This is a genomic window from Mycobacterium sp. IS-2888 (assembly GCF_001954215.1).
In the GTDB taxonomy this organism is placed as follows: Bacteria; Actinomycetota; Actinomycetes; order Mycobacteriales; family Mycobacteriaceae; genus Mycobacterium.
In genome coordinates this window covers 17295-34214 of record NZ_MBET01000108.1, presented here as the reverse complement: position 1 = coordinate 34214, position 16920 = coordinate 17295, and the positions used below count along the sequence as shown (strand labels likewise).

Sequence of the window (16920 nt, the reverse complement as noted above, 5' to 3'; positions counted from 1 at the left end):
CCGGCGGAAAATGAGGCATCCGCCCCATGTTCAAAACCACCGTCGAGGCGCACAATCAGCTAATGAAGCGATTGTTGATAGTCGGCTACGGCGCCGTGGCTTACCTGCTATTTCTTGGGGCATTCCTGTACCTCGTTGCTTTCGTGGGCAACTTCTGGGTCCCGCGAACCGTGGACCACGGGATCTCCGCGCCCATCGGCCAGGCGGTCCTGATCAACCTGCTGCTGGTCGCCGCGTTCGGCGTCCAGCACAGCGTCATGGCGCGGCCGGGGTTCAAGGCATGGTGGACACGAGTCGTGCCGTCGACGATTGAGCGCAGCACCTACGTGGTGCTGTCCAGCGCCGTGCTGGTGCTGCTGTACTGGCAATGGCGCACGATGCCGACCGTCATCTGGGACGTGTGGCAGCCGGTCGGGCGCACGGCGCTGTGGGCGTTGTTCTGGCTCGGATGGGCGATCGCGCTGGCCGCGACCTTCATGGTCAGCCACTTCGACCTGTTCGGCCTGCGCCAGGTGTATCTGGCTTGGCAGGGAAAACCCTACACGCACATAGGTTTTCACGCTCGATGGCTGTACAAGTTGGTGCGTCACCCGCTCATGCTGGGCTTCTTCATCGCCTTCTGGGCGACGCCCACGATGACGGCGGGGCACCTGCTCTTCTCGATCGCGATGACGGGGTACATCCTGATCGCCACGCAGCTGGAGGAGCACGACCTGATCGGCGCGCTGGGCGACGAATACCGTGACTACCGTCGTCGGGTGCCGATGGTGCTGCCGTGGCCTCGCCCGCACACGACTCCGCACCCCACTGAGGCGGCGCCCCAGGGTTAAACCTGAGTTTGGCCGGTACCGCTTCTCTTCGGGCGGTGTTTCGCCGAGGATTGACTCCCATGGATGTCAAGGAGGTCCTGCTGCCCGGCGTCGGTCTCCGATACGAATTCGTGAGCCATACCGGTGACCGGATCGGCATCGTCGCGCGGCGCGGTGGTGACTTCGACGTCGTCCTATACGGCCCCGATGATCCGGACCAGGCCCGCCCGGTGTTCCGCCTCACCGACGAAGAGGCCGACGCCGTGGCGCAGATTCTCGGCGCACCGCGCATCGCCGAGCGGTTCACCGAACTCACCCGCGAAGTGCCTGGACTCGAAGCGGGCCAAGTCCACATCCGGCCGGGCGGTACGTTCGTGGACCGGCCACTGGGGGAGACCCGTGCCCGCACCCGGACCGGCGCGTCGATCGTGGCGATCGTGCGCGACGACGACGTGCTCGCCTCGCCGGGCCCGGCCGAGACGCTGCGGGCGGGCGACGTCCTGATCGTGATCGGCACCGAGGAAGGCATCGCCGGGGTCGAACAGATCGTCGACAAGGGTTGAGCCAGTGCAGGTTTCGGGGGCGCTGCTATTTCAGCTCGGCGCCCTCCTGGCCGCGCTCGCGGTGTTGGGCACCGTCGCACGCCGGTTCGCGTTGTCCCCCATACCGCTTTATTTGGTGGCGGGTCTCTCGCTGGGTAAGGGCGGCATCTGGCCCGTGGCCGCCGCCGGGGGGTTCATCACGACCGCCGCGCCCATCGGCATCGTCCTGCTGTTGCTGACCCTGGGCCTGGAATTCTCGGCAACCGAATTCGCCAGCAGCCTGCGCCACCATTTGCCGTCGGCCGCCGTCGACGTGGTGCTCAACGCCGCGCCCGGCGCGGTGGCCGGCTGGCTGTTGGGCCTAAACGGTGTCGCGATCCTGGCGTTGGCCGGAGTCACCTACATCTCCTCGTCGGGTGTCATCGCCCGGGTGCTGGAAGACCTGCGCCGACTCGGCAACCGCGAGACGCCAGCCGTGCTGTCGGTATTGGTGCTCGAGGATTTCGCGATGGCCGCCTACCTGCCGCTGTTCGCGGTATTGGCGTCCGGGGGCACCTGGCTCGAGGCGCTCGCCGGCATGATCGCCGCGGTCGTCGCCCTGATTTTGGCCTTCGTCGCGTCGTATCACTGGGGACATCACGTCGGCCGTCTGGTGGCACACGCCGATTCCGAGCAACTGCTGCTGCGGGTGCTGGGGGTCACGCTGATGGTCGCCGCCCTGGCCGAGTCGCTGCATGCATCGGCGGCCGTGGGCGCGTTCCTGGTGGGCCTCACGCTGACCGGGGAGACCGCGGACCGGGCGCGCCAGGTGCTGGGTCCCCTGCGCGATTTGTTCGCCGCGATCTTCTTCCTGGCGATCGGTCTGTCGGTGGACCCGCACGAGTTGCTTCCGATGCTTCCGGTGGCCGTTGCCCTGGCCGCCGTCACCGCCGGGACGAAGGTGGCCACCGGCGTCTTCGCGGCCCGCCGCGACGGTGTGGCGCGCCGTGGGCAGTTGCGGGCCGGCACGGCGCTCATCGCCCGCGGCGAGTTCTCCCTGGTCATCATCGGGTTGGTCGGCACGTCGGTGCCCGGCGTGGCCGCGTTGGCGACGTCGTATGTCTTCGTCATGGCGATCGCGGGTCCGGTGTTGGCTCGCTTCGCCGGCGGCCCGGCGCCGGAGCGTGCAGCGCAGTAGCGCCCGCAGGAGTCAACCGATGTGCAGGGCGACGAGCAGCCATCGCGCACCCGCGATCTGTTCGACGCGGCAGGCGATGGCGTGCATGCGGTCACCGCGGCTGTAGCAGCCGAAGACCTCGGCCGCGGTCGCGGGGTGTCCGACCGGTTGAAGCCGCATCCGGCGCAGCACCGCGGCGCCCTTTCGGGCGGCCGGGGCGCGGCGGACCGATTCCACCGAGTCGACCAGGCTCGGTGCCAGCAGGGGCCGCAGCTGGGCCGGCGGCCGGCGCCGGTCGATGACTTCCAGCACTCGGCGCAGCGCGGCGTCGGCGAAGATCGCCGCCTGACGCATCGACGGGGAGAGCACCTGCGCCGCCTCGGGTTGGCCGCGGGGCCGCCCGCCGTGGGCCCGGCCCGGTGCGCGCCCGGCCCGGCGCGGCGTCGCCTGCCGGGAGTCATCGACCGGCGACGGGCGGCACAGGGTCACATTTCGCGGCCCGAGTCGTTCGGGCTCGTATTCGACGACGGGCGTGACGGCGAAGGGACTGGTGGTCAACGGGCACTCTCCAACTCAAGAACGGGTCGTCCGATGCGGACGCGGGGAGCCTGCTGGAGAGTGGCAGACGGTTGTTGCTAGGCCTGTTTTAAGGCGCTAGTCGCCATCGCGCAATTCGGTCTCCCACATACCCGTGCACTGCCGCGCCCGGCTCGGGCGATTACGGTGGTCGGGGACACGGCACACCAGCGAGGCGCACGAAGGCGCACCAGCGAATTGAGGGCGAATTGACAAGGAGCACATGGCCGCAGTGGTGACCCGGTTGTCCCCGTCGGACACGTCCTTTTACCGGCTGGAAAATTCCGCTACCCCGATGTACGTCGGATCGCTGTCCATCCTTCGCCGTCCCCGCGCCGGATTGAGTTACGAGGCGTTGCTGGCCACCGTCGAGCAGCGGCTCGCCCAGATACCGCGCTATCGGCAGAAGGTTCGCGAAGTGATCGGCACGGCCCGGCCGGTCTGGATCGACGACCGCGACTTCGACATCACTTACCACGTCAGGCAGTCGGCGCTGCCGTCGCCGGGCAGCGACGAGCAGCTGCACCAGCTGATCGCGCGGCTGGCCGCCCGCCCGCTGGACAAGTCGCGGCCGCTCTGGGAGATGTACCTCGTCGAAGGCCTGAACAAAAACCGTGTGGCGCTGTACACCAAGTCCCACCAGGCGCTGATCAACGGCATGACCGCGCTGGAGATCGGCCACGTCATCGCCGACCGGACGCGCCGTCCGCCGCCGTTCCCCGAAGACATTTGGATACCTGAACGCGATCCCGGCAACACCCGGCTCGTGCTCGGCGCGGTGAGCGACTGGGTCATGGGGCCGGGAGCCCAGCTGCGCGCGGTCGGATCCGCGGTGGCCGGAGTGGCAACCAACTACGGCGAATTGCTCGACGCCGGCCGCCGCGTAGTCGATTTCGCGCGCACGGTCGCGCGCGGCACCGCGCCCAGCAGCCCGCTCAACGCGCGGGTCTCGCGCAACCGGCGGTTCACGGTCGCCCAGGGCAATCTCGAGGATTACCGGACCATCCGGGCGCGGTACGACTGCGACGTCAACGATGTGGTGCTGGCGGTGATCGCCGGCGCACTGGGGAACTGGTTGATGTCGCGTGGTGAGGCGGTGTCGCCGACCGCGACGATCCGGGCGATGGCGCCGCTGTCGGTGTACTCCGACGGTCAACACGACTCCACCGGCCCAGGCCAGACGATCAGCCAGGTCACTCCGTTCCTGGTCGACCTGCCGGTGGGAGAACGCAACGCCGTGGTGCGGCTGTCGCAGATCGCGCACGCCACCGAATCAAACCCGACGGCCGCCAGTCTCGTCGACGCCAGGACCATCGTCACGCTGTCGGGGTTTGCGCCACCGACGCTGCACGCCATGGGCATCCGCGTCGCCGCCGGTCTTTCCGCGCGCCAGTACAACCTGTTGATCACCAATGCGCCTGGGGCTCAGTCGCAGATGTATATCGCCGGCACCAAGTTGCTGGAGACCTATTCCGTGCCGCCGCTGCTGCACAACCAGGCGCTGGCCATCAGTGTGACGTCCTACAACGGGATGCTGTACTTCGGAATCAATGCCGACCGCGATGCGATGAGCGATGTCGACCTGCTGCCCGGGCTGCTGAATCAATCACTCGAAGAGCTTCTGGAAGCTTCTCGGTAGTGGCGTCAAAATCGCTGTGTGGATATAGCATTCGTTGATGTGAGCACCGCAACGAATGACGGCGCTAAGGCGAAGGCGGCGGCGAAGGCGAAGGCGAAGAAGAAGAAAGCGGGTTCGTCCGAACCCCGGATCTCCGATGCCGTCTATGAGGCCGAATTATTCCGGCTGCAAACGGAATTCGTGAAATTGCAGGAGTGGGTGCGGCATTCCGGCGCGCGCGTCGTGGTCATCTTCGAAGGGCGGGACGCCGCGGGCAAGGGCGGCGCCATCAAGCGAATCACCGAATACCTCAGCCCGCGCGTCGCCCAGATCGCGGCGCTGCCGGCGCCCTCCGATCGCGAACGCGGCCAGTGGTACTACCAGCGCTATATCGCCCATCTGCCCGCCAAGGGCGAGATCGTGCTCTTCGATCGATCGTGGTACAACCGCGCCGGCGTCGAGAAGGTGATGGGATTTTGCACGCCGGGCGAGTATGCCCTGTTTTTGCGGCAGACGCCGATCTTCGAGCAGATGCTGATCGACGACGGGATTCTGCTGCGCAAGTATTGGTTCTCGGTGTCCGAAGACGAGCAGCTGCGCCGGTTCAAGGCTCGGCGCAATGACCCTGTGCGCCAATGGAAGCTGAGTCCGATGGACTTGGAATCGGTGTACCGCTGGGAGGATTATTCGCGCGCCAAGGACGAGATGATGGTGCACACCGATACTCCGGTGAGCCCGTGGTATGTCGTGGAATCCGACGTCAAGAAGCACGCACGGCTCAACATGATGCACCACCTGTTGTCCACGATCGAGTACACCGACGTGGAGACGCCCAAAGTCGAGCTGCCGGAACGCCCGGTGCTCAGCGGCAACTACGAACGCCCGCCACGTGAGCTGTCGAGGTACGTCGACGACTATGCGGCCACGCTGATCGAGGGCTAGCCGTGGGCGATGCCGCGATCCAGGTCTACATCCCGGCCACCCTGCCGATGTTGCAGCAGCTCGTCGCCGACGGCTCGTTGTGGCCGGTCAACGGCACCGCGTTCGCGGTGACCCCCACATTGCGCGAGGCCTACGCCGAAGGTGACGACGAGGAACTCGCCGACGTGGCGCTGCGCGAGGCCGCGCTTGCGTCGCTGCGCCTGCTGGCGGCCCAGGACGCCGGAGGGGCCGACCCGGCCCCGCGGCCGCGGCGCGCGGTGCTGTCCGCCGAGGTGGGCTTGGGCGAATCCGGGGCCACGTTCCGTCCCGATCTGGACGACGCCGTCGTCAGACTGGGCGCGCCCGTCGCACTCGACCAGGTGATCGCCGCGTATGTCGACAACGCCGCCGCCGAGGACGACGTCACCAGGGCCATCGAGGCCATCGATGCCGCCGACCTGGGCGACGAGGACGCCGACCTGATCGTCGGCGATGCTCAGGACCACGATCTGGCCTGGTACGCCAATCAGGAGTTGCCCTTCTTGCTCGACCTGCTCTGAGGGGAACTGTGTGACGCATTCCGGGGTCGCGAGCCTGGATACGGTACCGTAGGTTACGGTACCGTAGCTTGTGTGACGGGGTGCTACCAATGAGTAAGCAACATGCATCGATCGCCGCCAATGTCGTGGAGACCAAACGTCCCAGTGTCGTCGGGGCCGAGCGCCATCCCGGCTGGCACGCGCTTCGCAAGCTAGCCGCGCGCATCACGACGCCGCTGCTGCCCGACGACTACCTGCACTTGGCGAATCCGCTGTGGTCGGCGCGGGAACTGCGGGGCCGGATCCTCGATGTCCGCCGCGAGACCGAAGACTCCGCGACGCTGGTCATCAAGCCCGGCTGGGGCTTCAGCTTCGACTACCAACCGGGCCAGTACATGGGCATCGGCCTGCTGGTGGACGGGCGCTGGCGCTGGCGGTCGTATTCGTTGACGTCGAGCCCGGCCGATACTTCCCGGTCCGCTGTCAGATCGGGACCGGCACGCACGGTGACCATCACCGTCAAGGCGATGCCCGAGGGCTTCCTGTCCAGCCACCTGGTGGCCGGCGTGGAACCGGGCACCATCGTCCGACTGGCGGCGCCACAGGGCAATTTCGTGCTGCCCGACCCCGCTCCGGCGTCGATCCTGTTCCTCACCGCCGGGTCGGGGATCACGCCGGTCATGTCGATGCTGCGCACGCTGGCGCGCCGCGACCAAATCACCGACATCGCACACCTGCATTCGGTGCCCATGGAGTCCGACATGATGTTCGGTGCGGAGTTGAACGCACTGGCGGCCGACCAGCCGGGGTATCGCTTGCGGGTGCGCGAGACCCGCACCCAGGGCCGGCTCGACCTCGGTTCGCTCGACCGCGAGGTGCCGGACTGGCGGCAACGCCACACCTGGGCCTGCGGGCCGGAGGGCCTGCTGACCCAGGCCGAGCGGGTCTGGTCGGCGGCGGGCATCGACGACCGGTTGCACCTGGAGCGATTCGCGGTGTCCAAGGCCGCGCCCGCGGGAGCCGGCGGAACGGTGACATTCGCCCGAAGCGGCCGCGCTGTCGCCGCCGATGCCGCGACATCGCTGATGGACGCAGGGGAGGGCGCCGGTGTGCAGATGCCCTTCGGTTGCCGCATGGGCATCTGCCAGTCGTGTGTGGTTAGCCTGGTGGAAGGTCACGTCCGCGACCTGCGCACCGGCAAGGAACACGACCCCGGGACCCGAGTTCAGACGTGCATTTCCGCCGCATCGGGCGATTGCGTGATCGACATCTAAAGGCTACTCACAGGTAACTTACGGAATCGTAGGTTACGATAGCGTAGGTACGGACAACTGACCGCACAACGAGCGCATGGAGGTGGAGACAATCGCGATCACAGACGTCGACGTATTCGCACATCTCACGGACGCCGATATCGAAAGCCTGGCCGTTGAGCTGGACGCTATCCGCCAGGACATTGAAGACTCGCGCGGCGAGCGGGACTCCCGCTACATCCGTCGCACCATCGCAGCGCAACGCGCGCTGGAGGTAGCCGGCCGGCTGCTGCTGGCCGCCAGTTCACGGCGCTCGGCGTGGTGGGCGGGCACCATCACTTTGGGTGTGGCCAAGATCGTCGAGAACATGGAGATCGGCCACAACGTCATGCACGGCCAGTGGGACTGGATGAACGACCCGGAGATTCACTCCTCGACGTGGGAGTGGGACATGAGCGGGTCCTCCAAGCACTGGCGTTACACGCACAACTTCGTGCACCACAAGTACACCAACATCCTCGGGATGGACGACGACGTCGGCTACGGCATGTTGCGCGTCACCCGCGACCAGCGCTGGAAGAAATTCAACATCCTCAACCTGGTGTGGAACACGTTGCTGGCGTTGCTGTTTGAGTGGGGCGTCGGCTTGCAGCACGTGGAGATCGGCAAGATCGTCAAGAAGCGCATGGACAACGAGGAGGCCCGGCAGCGGATCGACGAGTTCATGGCCAAGGCCGGTCGGCAGGTGTTCAAGGACTACGTCGCGTTCCCGGCGCTGACCTCGCTGTCGCCCGGCGCGAGTTTCCGTTCGACGGTGACGGCCAACGCGGTTGCCAACATCATCCGCAACGTGTGGGCCAACGCCGTCATCTTCTGCGGCCACTTTCCCGATGGGGCAGAGAAATTCACCAAGACCGACATGATCGGTGAAACCAAGGGGCAGTGGTACCTGCGCCAGATGCTGGGCAGCGCCAACTTCGAAGCCGGGCCGGTGCTGCGGTTCATGAGCGGCAACCTCTGCCACCAGATCGAGCATCACCTTTATCCCGACCTGCCGAGCAACCGGCTGCACGAGATCTCGGTGCGCGTGCGCGCCGTCTGCGACAAGTACGACTTGCCTTACACCACAGGCTCTTTCCTGGTGCAGTACGGCAAGACGTGGCGGACGCTGGCTAAGCTGTCGCTGCCGAACAAGTACCTGGTGGACAACGCCGACGACGCGCCGGAGACCCGCAGCGAGCGCATGTTCGCGGAACTGGAGCCCGGTTTCGTCGGCACCGATCCGGCGACCGGCCGGCGGCGCGGGCTGAAGTCGGCGATCGCCGCCGTGCGGAGCTGGCGGCGCGAGAAGCGGGCCGCGAAGGCCACCCGCCGGATGGGTGCCGGCAACTCCGACGACTTGGCGGCCTAGTCTCTACGGGCATTTGCGCCGAGCGTGCACTCATGGCGAAATTTTGGCCGATTTCTCGCCCTGAGAACACGTTCGGCGCGACGGCGGCACCACGCCACGCACGTCCTGGGTTTACGCTCGGGAAGGTACGAGGGAAGGTGCGCGATGCTCGCAGCGTTCGGATTCGAAAGTCTGGGTGTGGTCGTCGGTGACATGTTCTTCGTCGATCCGACTCCGCTTGAAGGTCAGGAAACACCGGAGCGGGGAGTCAGGCTGGAACTCCGCCTCATCGACCGGGCCGAGCCGCAGGGGTCGATCTACGCCGGCGTCCCGATCGCCTTCAACCGTCCGGTGTGGCGGGTGGACCTTTTCGGCTCAACCGAGAGCCCGCCGGGCACGTTGGATCGGGCCCATCACCATCCCCGTTTCAACGGATGGGAGCCGAGCCGCCGGCATTTCGTTCCCGAGCTGTCAGCCGACCCGTTGACCTGGCTGGCCGATCAGCTGGCCGACCCGGACGCCGTGCTGGCCCGTGCTGGCGTCGGCGCCGACGAGGTTACCGACGCCGATCGGCAGGGACTCGCCGCAGCGGCCCCGGAGATTGTCGCAGCAGTGAAACGGATGCTCGACGGTGTGCGGGACGGAACGTTGGCACCCGCCGCCGCCGAGCCGGTTGCCGCCGCCCGCACCGGCTGGCTCTGAGTTCCGCTGCAGCGCTGGTAATTCGGGATCTGGGCAATTCGGGATCTAGCTCGACTTCTTGCCGCCCTTGCGCCCGGCGGCCTTCTTCTGCGACGTGTTACCGCCGCTGCCGCTTCCGCTGCTACGGCTGCTTTGGCTGCTGCCCGAGCTCTTGCCGCCCCTGCTGGAGGCGCCGGGCGAGTTCGATATCGCGGCCGCCCGGGACTTGCTCATCCCCTTCTTGCGCAGGCCCTCATACTGTTTGTCGTTCTTGACGCTGGATCCATGATCTTTCGCCACTTTTGGACTCCTTTACATCCTGCGGCTACGTCGTGCAGGCGGAGTACCCGTTTTCCACCGCGGAGAACAACTTCGTGGGAAGTCTTGAGGCTATGGCAGGCTCAGTGTTGATTTCCGAGGGAGGCGCGGCATGACGTATATGGGCAAGCCCTACTACCCGGTCTGGCTGGACAACCTCGCCGATGACGTCATCTTGGAAGCCGCGGCTATGGATGGCACCGCACATGGCGCTGAGGACGTTCGCTCAATCGTGGTCACCGCTCGCGAGGTATATGACAACCAGGAGTTCAGGTTCGCCGGTCTCGCTGGCGACTACGGCTTCGTTGAGGACTACACGACTGAGATCAACGGCGTACACACCAACGTTGTTGTGTGGGTCACCTTTAACGCCGCGGGGCAGACCCAGCAGGTCGTAGTGAATCACCGGCCGCGCAGTGCGCTACTGTCCTTCTCGCGGTTGATGCTTGAAAAGTTCACCGGCACGCGGCTCGCTAGGCACTGGGAAGGCACGCCATAGGGATCGGCGTCAGGCCGCCACCTTGGCGGCAAGCGCGGCCAATTTGGCGTCGAGATCCTTTGCGGCGCTGAGTAACTCGGGGTTGGGCCCCGCGCCCGCGTCCAAGGCCATCAGTGACGACGGCTTGACGTAGGTCAGACTGCTGTGGCCGTCCCCCTCGTCGACGAGCAACACCTCGACCGGGGCAAACAACCCCGCGGTCACGTCGTGGCGCAGCATCGTGATCGCGATCAGCGGGTTGCCGAGGATGACACGTAACACCTTGCGTTCGATGCCGGCCTTTTTGATCCACGCGCCATGGTCGAGCAGCCCGAACAACATGAATCCGCTTGGCCCGACATGGGGTTCGACCAGCCGTTGATAGGACTGCCAGTCGTCCGCAGCCGTCGCGAAATCATTGATCGAAACTGGCTTTTCGCCGATATCGGCCAGTAGCGCTGTGACCAGTTCGTCGTAGCTCTTGGCGCTCTCGTAGCGCGCGCGCACGCCCTGGAAGGAAATTTCAGAGGGGGTCATTCTCGGCCTCCTGCGGTGGTTCCACGCGCTCGTGCACGTGGGCCGTCGGGGTGCGGTCGACCATCAGACTGAGTAGTTCGGGCCGGCTGTAGTGGCCGCTGGCGTCCATCAGGATCTTGCGGGTGTTGATCAACGAGAAGTCGAGGTCGGCCACTACCTCGCCCTCGCCGGAGCGCAGCGGCTCGCCCAGGTACTCACCCTGGGGGCTGATGATCGCCGTGAAGAAGCCACCCGAAATCGGGCCGACCGGCGCGCCCGTGTCGGCCACGATCTGCGCTCGCTGATCGTCATCGATCCATGCGGTCGCGTTGACGACGAAGGCGCCCGACTCGAGCGCGTGGTTGCGCACGCTGATCTCGGCCTGCTGCGCGAACAGGTCACCGCCGAACGATCCGGGAAACATGCCAGAGTGGATCTGCTCGCCGTCCGCGATCAGGGCATACCGCGCCAGTGGGTTGTAGTGCTCCCAACAGGCCAACTGCCCGATTCGACCGACCGCGCTGTCGACCGCGCGCAGCCCGCTGCCGTCGCCCTGTCCCCAGATCATCCGCTCGTGGTAGGTCGGCGTGGTCTTGCGCCGGCGCTGAATCAGGGTGCCGTCGGCGTCGAACAGCAACTGGGTGTTGTACAGCGAACCGCCGTCACGCTCGTTGACCCCGATGGACACCACCATGTGGGCGCCCCGCGCCGCCGCACCGATCGCGGCGACCGCCGGCGACGGTATCGTCACCGCCTGATTCATCAATTTCAGTTGTTCCGAACGCATTTCGAACGGACGCTGGACGAAGGAGAAGTACGGATAATACGGGACCACCGTCTCGGGGAAGGTCGCGAACTGCACGTCCTGGCGGGCGAGCTGTTCGATCTTGGCAACCACCCGGTCCACGGTGCCCTCCCGGCTGTACAGCACTGGGCTGAGTTGGACTGCGGCGGCACGTATTACGGTCATTACAGCTTTCCTGTCCGCCTGTCTTCGCCGATCTTGAGAATCGGAGTCCGGTTTTCCGGTTGAACCCTATCCCACAGGCCGCCCTTGCTCAGCTCTCGTCCCCGCTGGTCTTCTCGCCTCAACCACTCCTCGGCACTTCTGATCCGATTCGGGTGGATCTCGTCGAGCAAGGCGTAGTCCCGCGTAATGACTTCGTGCTTCCACAGATTCCAGAAGCCCGTGAAGTTGTCGCGAATGTTCATGGTGCTCTTGTCATTTGGGTCGGCGTTGTACCCGGCAGGGGCCTGTGCGGCGGCGCTCATCGGACCGGTGCGCCAGTACTCGTCCAGGTCGGTGTCGATGTATCGTGCCGGATGCCCGGTGACCTTCTCGAACGCGGCGGCGAGGTCGGCATAGCGGACCTGGTCGATGGCGACCTCGAGATCCATGCCGTTCGCCCGCTCTTGATGGTCGAAAAGCCAGCGGACGTAATACCCGCAGTCCTCGAGTGACACGTGCGGCACGGCGCCCTCACCGAGCGGGACTCGCCACGTCACGACGCCGTCCTCCACGGTGGGTGTCATGGGTGTCCCGGGCGAGATCACCATTTCGATGTACGGGCCGGTCGTGAAGACCGCCGCGCCCATCCGGTAGCGATTCGCCTGGTTCTGGAACAGGATCCACTCGCCCACGCGGCCCTTGCCGTCGTAGTGGCCGGTGCGGAATCTCGAGTCATAGCCCGACTTCTTGAGCCCGTAGTCGAGGTTGCCGTACACGAAGAACTTGACGCCCTCCTCGATGGCGATCTCGTAAGCGCGGATCGCCCAGTAGATCTCGGTCTTCTCGCCGGTGTTGAACCCGTCGATGTTGACGAATGCCCCGTCGGCACCGCGGAATCCTTCCCGCAGGACGGCTTCGTCGGCGAATGTGCCTTCCAGGATGGAGACATTGCCGAGTTCGAGAAGTTCCTTGGCACGCCGGGATGCGGGATCACGGCTGAGGACCCGAACGGAGTACTTCTTGTCGGCGACCAGGGCGCGAACGATGGGGATGCCCTGGGCCCCGGTGCCGCCTATGACAAAGATCTTGGACATGTTGGTGGCCTCCGCTCTCACAGCCGCTCGATGATGGTGGCGTTGGCCATGCCGCCGCCCTCGCACATCGTCTGCAGGCCGTACCGACCGCCGCGCTGCTCCAGCGCGTTGACCAGCGTGGTCATGATGCGGGCACCGCTGGCGCCCAGCGGGTGGCCGATCGCGATGGCGCCCCCGTTGACGTTGGTCTTCGCCGGATCCGCGCCGGTGTCGGCCGCCCACGCCAGCACGACGGGTGCAAAGGCCTCGTTGACCTCGAACAGGTCGATGTCGGCCAGCGTTAGCCCGGCGCGATGCAGCACCTTCTCGGTGGCCGGGATGACGCCCGTCAGCATGTACAGCGGATCCGAGCCCACCACGGTGGTGGTGTGGATCCGGGCCAGCGGGCGCAGGCCGAGCTTGCGGGCCACCTCGCTGGTGGTGATCAGAACCGCGGCGCTGCCGTCGGAGAGCGGCGACGAGTTTCCGGGCGTGATCTCCCAATTGATTTGCGGGAAGCGGTCTTTCATCGCCTCGCTGTAGAACGCGGGCTGCAGCGTGGCCAGCGTCTCGACGGTGGTGGCGGGCCGGATGATCTCGTCGTACTCCAGCCCGGCGATCGGGATCAGCTCGTTGTCGAAGAGTCCGTCCTTGGTGGCACGGGCGGCCTTCTCATGGCTGGCCGCGGAGAATTCGTCGAGCTGGGTGCGCGAGAAGCCCCACTTGGCGGCGATGAGTTCGGCGCTGATGCCCTGTGGCACCAGGCCGTCGGGGTAGCGCGCCGCCATGTCGTTGCCGAACGGATTGCTGCCCGGCAGTACCGAGCTGCCCATCACGACCCGGCTCATCGACTCCACGCCGCCGGCGATCACGATGTCGTAGGCGCCGGCGAGCACGCCCTGGGCGGCGAAGCTGATGGCCTGCTGGCTGCTGCCGCACTGCCGGTCGACCGTGGTACCGGGGACCGACTCCGGGAAACCGGCTCCCAGCAAGGCATTACGGGCGATGTTGACGGCCTGGTCGCCGACCTGGGTGACCGCACCCGCGATGACGTCGTCAATCTGCACCGGGTCCACGCCGGTGCGTGCCACCAGTTGGCGCAGGCTGTGCGCCAGCAGGTCCGCGGGCAGTACGTCGTGCAACGCGCCGCTGGCCTTGCCCTTCCCGATTGGGGTTCGGACGGCGCCGACGATGACGGCGTCGCGGCCTTGATAGCCGGTCATGGCTCCTCCTTGAGTACAGAATCTTGAGTCCAGAATCTCGAGTCCAGAAGCTAGGTATTGCTAGCTGTACCTAGGTAAACATCTGGGTATAGTAAAAGCAACCCAGATCGAGAGGTGATTTGCGTGACATTTCTGCAGGGGGTGCTGGCCGACCGCGACAAATGGTCGCCGGTGGGAGAGTGCTCCATCGAGAAGACGATGGCGGTGCTCGGCACCAAGTCGGCGATGCTCATCATGCGCGAGGCGTACTACGGCACCACCCGGTTCGACGACTTCGCGCGCCGGGTCGGCATCACCAAGGCGGCCACCTCGGCGCGGCTGGCCGAACTGGTCGACCTCGGGCTACTGGCGCGGCGGCCCTACCGCGAACCAGGGCAACGCGGCCGCGACGAGTACGTCCTCACCGAGGCCGGCATCGACTTCATGCCGGTGGTATGGGCGATGTTCGAGTGGGGGAGACACCACCTGCCCGGACGGAACCGCCTGCGGCTGGTTCACCAGGGCTGCGGTGCCGAGGCGAGCGTGGAAATCCGTTGCGCCGAAGGGCATCCGGTGCCGCCCGAGGAGCTCGGCATGCGATTGGTCAAGTCTGGTTGAGCACCGCAAGCAGCCGTCGGGCCGCCGCGACGCGGCGAACGGCGGGCCCGGACAGGCTGTCCAGCGCGCATTCGGGATCGGCCGGCGGCCCCAGGTGACCACAGCTGCGGGGGCAGTCGGCAATCGCCTCCGCCAGATCCGAGAACGCCAGCAGCACGTCGTCCGGCTGAATATGCGCCAGCCCGAACGAGCGGATCCCCGGCGTGTCGATCACCCAGCCGGAGCCCTGCAGCGGCTCGCCCAATGGAAGAGCCACGGACTGCGTCGAGGTGTGTCGCCCCCTGCCGATATCGGTGACCTCGCCGACGGCCCGATCCGCCTCGGGCACAAGGCGATTCACCAGCGTCGACTTGCCGACCCCGGAATGCCCGAGCAGCACCGTGATCTTGCCGGCGAGCAGGTCCGCGACCGCGAGCAGGGGATCGTCGCGGCCCGCGGCGACCACCGTCAGGTCCAGGTCCACGAACTGCCGCTCGAACGGCTCGGGTGGGGCCAGGTCGGTCTTGGTCAGGCAGAGAATCGGTGCCAGCCCGCCGGCGTAGGCGGCGATCAGCGTCCGGTCGACCAGACCGGTGCGTGGCGGCGGGTCCGCCATCGCCACCACGATCAGCAGTTGGTCGGCGTTGGCGACCACGACTCGCTCGGTGGGATCGGTGTCATCGGCGGTGCGCCGCAACACCGTTCGCCGCTCGCCGCGGCGCACGATGCGGGCCAAGGTGTCCGGCCGGCCGGACAGGTCGCCGACCAAATCGACATCGTCGCCGACGACGATCGGCGTGCGACCCAGCTCGCGGGCCCGCATGGCGGTCACCCGGCGTTCGGGGCTGCCGCCCAGCACACATCCCCAGCGGCCGCGATCGACACTGACCACCATCGCGGCCTCTGCATCGGCATGCTGCGGACGAGTCTTGGTCCGGGGTCGCGATCCCCGGCCGGACCGGACTTTGACGTCGGACTCGTCGTAGTCGCCGGGCCTCAACCGCTGGAACCCTCGAGCATGCGCGCCCACAGCCGCGGGAACTCCGGCAATGTCTTTGTCGTGGCGCCGATGTCGTCCACCTGAACTCCGGCGACCCGCAACCCGATGATCGCGCCGGCCATCGCCATGCGGTGATCGGCGTAGGCGCGCCAGGTGCCGGCCCGCAGCGGCGTCGCGGTGATCACCAGGCCGTCGGGGGTTTCGGCGCAGTTGCCCCCCAGGCGGTTGATCTCGGCGCTCAGCGCGGCGAGCCGATCCGTCTCGTGCCCGCGCAAATGGGCGATGCCGGAGAGGCGTGACACCGAGCCCGGGTTCGCCAGCGCCGCCAGCGCGGCCACCGATGGTGTCAGCTCGCCCACGGCGCGCAGGTCGACGTCCAACCCGTCGTAACCCGACGAGCCTCGCACCTCCAGGTATGAATCAGTGTGGGTGACAACGGCATTCAGCTTCGCGAAGACGTCCAGGATGTTGTCGGCGGGTTGCACGCCGTTTGCGGGCCAGCCGGTGATGCGCACCGTTCCGCCGCTGACCACGGCGGCGGCCAGGAACGCGACGGCGTTCGTCAGGTCGGGTTCGACGTCCCAGTGTCGGGCCGCGACTACGCCCGCGCGCACCCGCCAGCGGTTCGTGACCGAGTCGTCGACGTCGACGCCGGCCTGCCGCAGCATCTGCACGGTCATCGCGATGTGCGGCGCCGAGGGCAGTGCGGACCCGGTGTGCTGGATTGTCAGGCCGTCGGTGAACGACGCGGCGCACAACAGCAGGCCCGACACGAACTGCGACGACGCCGAGGCGTCGATCGCGATGGTGCCGCCGGCGACCGATCCGGTGCCCTGCACCCGGAAAGGCAGGCCGGTCCCGTCGATCCGGACGCCGAGACCTCTCAGCGCGTCCAGCAGGGGTGTGATCGGCCGGACCCGGGCTTGCTCGTCGCCGTCGAAATCCACCGGCGAGTCGGCCAGCGCCGCCAACGGCGGAACGAACCGCAGGACCGTGCCCGCCAGGCCGCAGTCCACCCGGGCGCCCGGGCCCGGGGCGATGCGGCCGCCGACGGTCAGTTCGGAACCGTCCCCCTCGACGGACAAACCCAGGGTCCGCAGCGCCCCGATCATCAGGTCGGTATCCCGGCTGCGCAGGGCGCCCCCGATGGTCGACGAGCCTTGGTCCTGTGCGGCCGCGAGCCCTGCCAGCAGCAGCGCCCGGTTGGTCTGTGACTTCGAGCCGGGAACGGTCACGGTCGCGCGCACCGGCGCCGTCGCCTCGGGGGCCGTCCAGGTCGTCACTGGTACATCATCGCTTGTG

Annotated in this window: 19 protein-coding genes; 11 read left to right on the top strand and 8 right to left on the bottom strand. The window is 66.8% G+C overall.

Going from position 1 to position 16920, the window contains the following annotated elements; translation table 11 throughout:
• The first annotated feature begins 62 nt into the window (after nucleotides 1-62).
• The 3 genes from mddA to A5745_RS22180 are packed head-to-tail and all read left to right on the top strand — an operon-like array spanning nucleotide 63 to nucleotide 2528.
• Nucleotides 63-830 carry a methanethiol S-methyltransferase gene (gene mddA, locus A5745_RS22190; RefSeq protein ID WP_205866275.1) on the top strand — a complete coding sequence of 256 codons (768 nt, stop codon included), beginning with the start codon at nucleotides 63-65 and terminating at the stop codon, nucleotides 828-830.
• 59 nt (nucleotides 831-889) lie between these two features.
• Nucleotides 890-1372 carry a cation:proton antiporter regulatory subunit gene (locus A5745_RS22185; RefSeq protein ID WP_076118947.1) on the top strand — a complete coding sequence of 161 codons (483 nt, stop codon included), beginning with the start codon at nucleotides 890-892 and terminating at the stop codon, nucleotides 1370-1372.
• A 4-nt stretch (nucleotides 1373-1376) separates the two neighbouring features.
• Nucleotides 1377-2528: a cation:proton antiporter gene (locus A5745_RS22180; protein ID WP_076118945.1), complete on the top strand. Its 1152-nt coding sequence runs from the start codon at nucleotides 1377-1379 to the stop codon at nucleotides 2526-2528.
• A gap of 12 nt (nucleotides 2529-2540) precedes the next feature.
• Here A5745_RS22180 and A5745_RS22175 read toward each other — a convergent pair whose 3' ends face one another.
• Complete coding sequence (locus tag A5745_RS22175; protein ID WP_076118943.1) at nucleotides 2541-3065, bottom strand: Rv3235 family protein; 525 nt, start codon at nucleotides 3063-3065, stop codon at nucleotides 2541-2543.
• A 250-nt stretch (nucleotides 3066-3315) separates the two neighbouring features.
• On the opposite strand from A5745_RS22175, the gene A5745_RS24895 reads away from it, so the two are divergent.
• The 6 genes from A5745_RS24895 (at nucleotide 3316) to A5745_RS22145 (ending at nucleotide 9506) form a co-directional block, all read left to right on the top strand.
• On the top strand, nucleotides 3316-4722 hold the full coding sequence (locus A5745_RS24895) for a wax ester/triacylglycerol synthase family O-acyltransferase (protein ID WP_076119051.1): 1407 nt from the start codon (nucleotides 3316-3318) through the stop codon (nucleotides 4720-4722).
• Nucleotides 4723-4761: 39 nt separating this feature from the next.
• Complete coding sequence (gene ppk2 / locus A5745_RS22165; RefSeq protein WP_076118941.1) at nucleotides 4762-5643, top strand: polyphosphate kinase 2; 882 nt, start codon at nucleotides 4762-4764, stop codon at nucleotides 5641-5643.
• Between the two features lie 17 nt (nucleotides 5644-5660).
• A complete protein-coding gene (locus A5745_RS22160; RefSeq protein ID WP_371337081.1) occupies nucleotides 5661-6182 on the top strand; it encodes a hypothetical protein in 522 nt (173 codons plus the stop codon).
• 89 nt (nucleotides 6183-6271) lie between these two features.
• Complete coding sequence (locus tag A5745_RS22155; protein ID WP_076118939.1) at nucleotides 6272-7435, top strand: ferredoxin reductase; 1164 nt, start codon at nucleotides 6272-6274, stop codon at nucleotides 7433-7435.
• A 91-nt stretch (nucleotides 7436-7526) separates the two neighbouring features.
• On the top strand, nucleotides 7527-8825 hold the full coding sequence (locus A5745_RS22150; RefSeq protein ID WP_076119049.1) for a fatty acid desaturase: 1299 nt from the start codon (nucleotides 7527-7529) through the stop codon (nucleotides 8823-8825).
• A gap of 144 nt (nucleotides 8826-8969) precedes the next feature.
• Nucleotides 8970-9506 carry a hypothetical protein gene (locus A5745_RS22145; protein WP_076118937.1) on the top strand — a complete coding sequence of 179 codons (537 nt, stop codon included), beginning with the start codon at nucleotides 8970-8972 and terminating at the stop codon, nucleotides 9504-9506.
• A gap of 45 nt (nucleotides 9507-9551) precedes the next feature.
• Here the strand turns inward: A5745_RS22145 and A5745_RS22140 are convergent, their stop codons facing one another.
• Nucleotides 9552-9785: a hypothetical protein gene (locus A5745_RS22140; protein ID WP_076118935.1), complete on the bottom strand. Its 234-nt coding sequence runs from the start codon at nucleotides 9783-9785 to the stop codon at nucleotides 9552-9554.
• A 130-nt stretch (nucleotides 9786-9915) separates the two neighbouring features.
• Here A5745_RS22140 and A5745_RS22135 point away from each other — a divergent pair, with 130 nt between their 5' ends.
• Nucleotides 9916-10302: a hypothetical protein gene (locus A5745_RS22135; RefSeq protein ID WP_076118933.1), complete on the top strand. Its 387-nt coding sequence runs from the start codon at nucleotides 9916-9918 to the stop codon at nucleotides 10300-10302.
• Between the two features lie 9 nt (nucleotides 10303-10311).
• Here the strand turns inward: A5745_RS22135 and A5745_RS22130 are convergent, their stop codons facing one another.
• From A5745_RS22130 to A5745_RS22115, 4 genes are read right to left on the bottom strand one after another with little or no spacing between them, the layout of a single operon-like run.
• The gene (locus A5745_RS22130) at nucleotides 10312-10818 is read right to left on the bottom strand and encodes a DUF302 domain-containing protein (RefSeq protein ID WP_076118931.1); all 507 of its coding nucleotides are present in this window, start codon (nucleotides 10816-10818) and stop codon (nucleotides 10312-10314) included.
• Nucleotides 10805-11767: a nitrilase-related carbon-nitrogen hydrolase gene (locus tag A5745_RS22125; RefSeq protein WP_076118929.1), complete on the bottom strand. Its 963-nt coding sequence runs from the start codon at nucleotides 11765-11767 to the stop codon at nucleotides 10805-10807. The genes A5745_RS22130 and A5745_RS22125 overlap by 14 nt, the downstream gene beginning before the upstream one ends.
• A complete protein-coding gene (locus A5745_RS22120) occupies nucleotides 11767-12840 on the bottom strand; it encodes an NmrA family NAD(P)-binding protein (protein ID WP_139329743.1) in 1074 nt (357 codons plus the stop codon). The genes A5745_RS22125 and A5745_RS22120 overlap by 1 nt, the downstream gene beginning before the upstream one ends.
• Nucleotides 12841-12857: 17 nt before the next feature.
• Nucleotides 12858-14042 (bottom strand): thiolase family protein, encoded by a 1185-nt coding sequence (locus A5745_RS22115; RefSeq protein ID WP_076118926.1) that lies wholly within the window; start codon nucleotides 14040-14042, stop codon nucleotides 12858-12860.
• 123 nt (nucleotides 14043-14165) lie between these two features.
• On the opposite strand from A5745_RS22115, the gene A5745_RS22110 reads away from it, so the two are divergent.
• Entirely contained in the window at nucleotides 14166-14639 is a 474-nt protein-coding gene (locus tag A5745_RS22110) for a helix-turn-helix domain-containing protein (RefSeq protein WP_076118924.1), read from the top strand.
• Here A5745_RS22110 and rsgA read toward each other — a convergent pair.
• Nucleotides 14626-15618 carry a ribosome small subunit-dependent GTPase A gene (rsgA, locus tag A5745_RS22105; RefSeq protein ID WP_076119047.1) on the bottom strand — a complete coding sequence of 331 codons (993 nt, stop codon included), beginning with the start codon at nucleotides 15616-15618 and terminating at the stop codon, nucleotides 14626-14628. The two genes, A5745_RS22110 and rsgA, sit on opposite strands and share 14 nt — an antisense overlap.
• The gene (gene aroA, locus A5745_RS22100; RefSeq protein ID WP_076118922.1) at nucleotides 15615-16901 is read right to left on the bottom strand and encodes a 3-phosphoshikimate 1-carboxyvinyltransferase; all 1287 of its coding nucleotides are present in this window, start codon (nucleotides 16899-16901) and stop codon (nucleotides 15615-15617) included. Before aroA ends, rsgA begins: the two co-directional genes overlap by 4 nt.
• Between the last annotated feature and the right edge of the window lie 19 nt (nucleotides 16902-16920).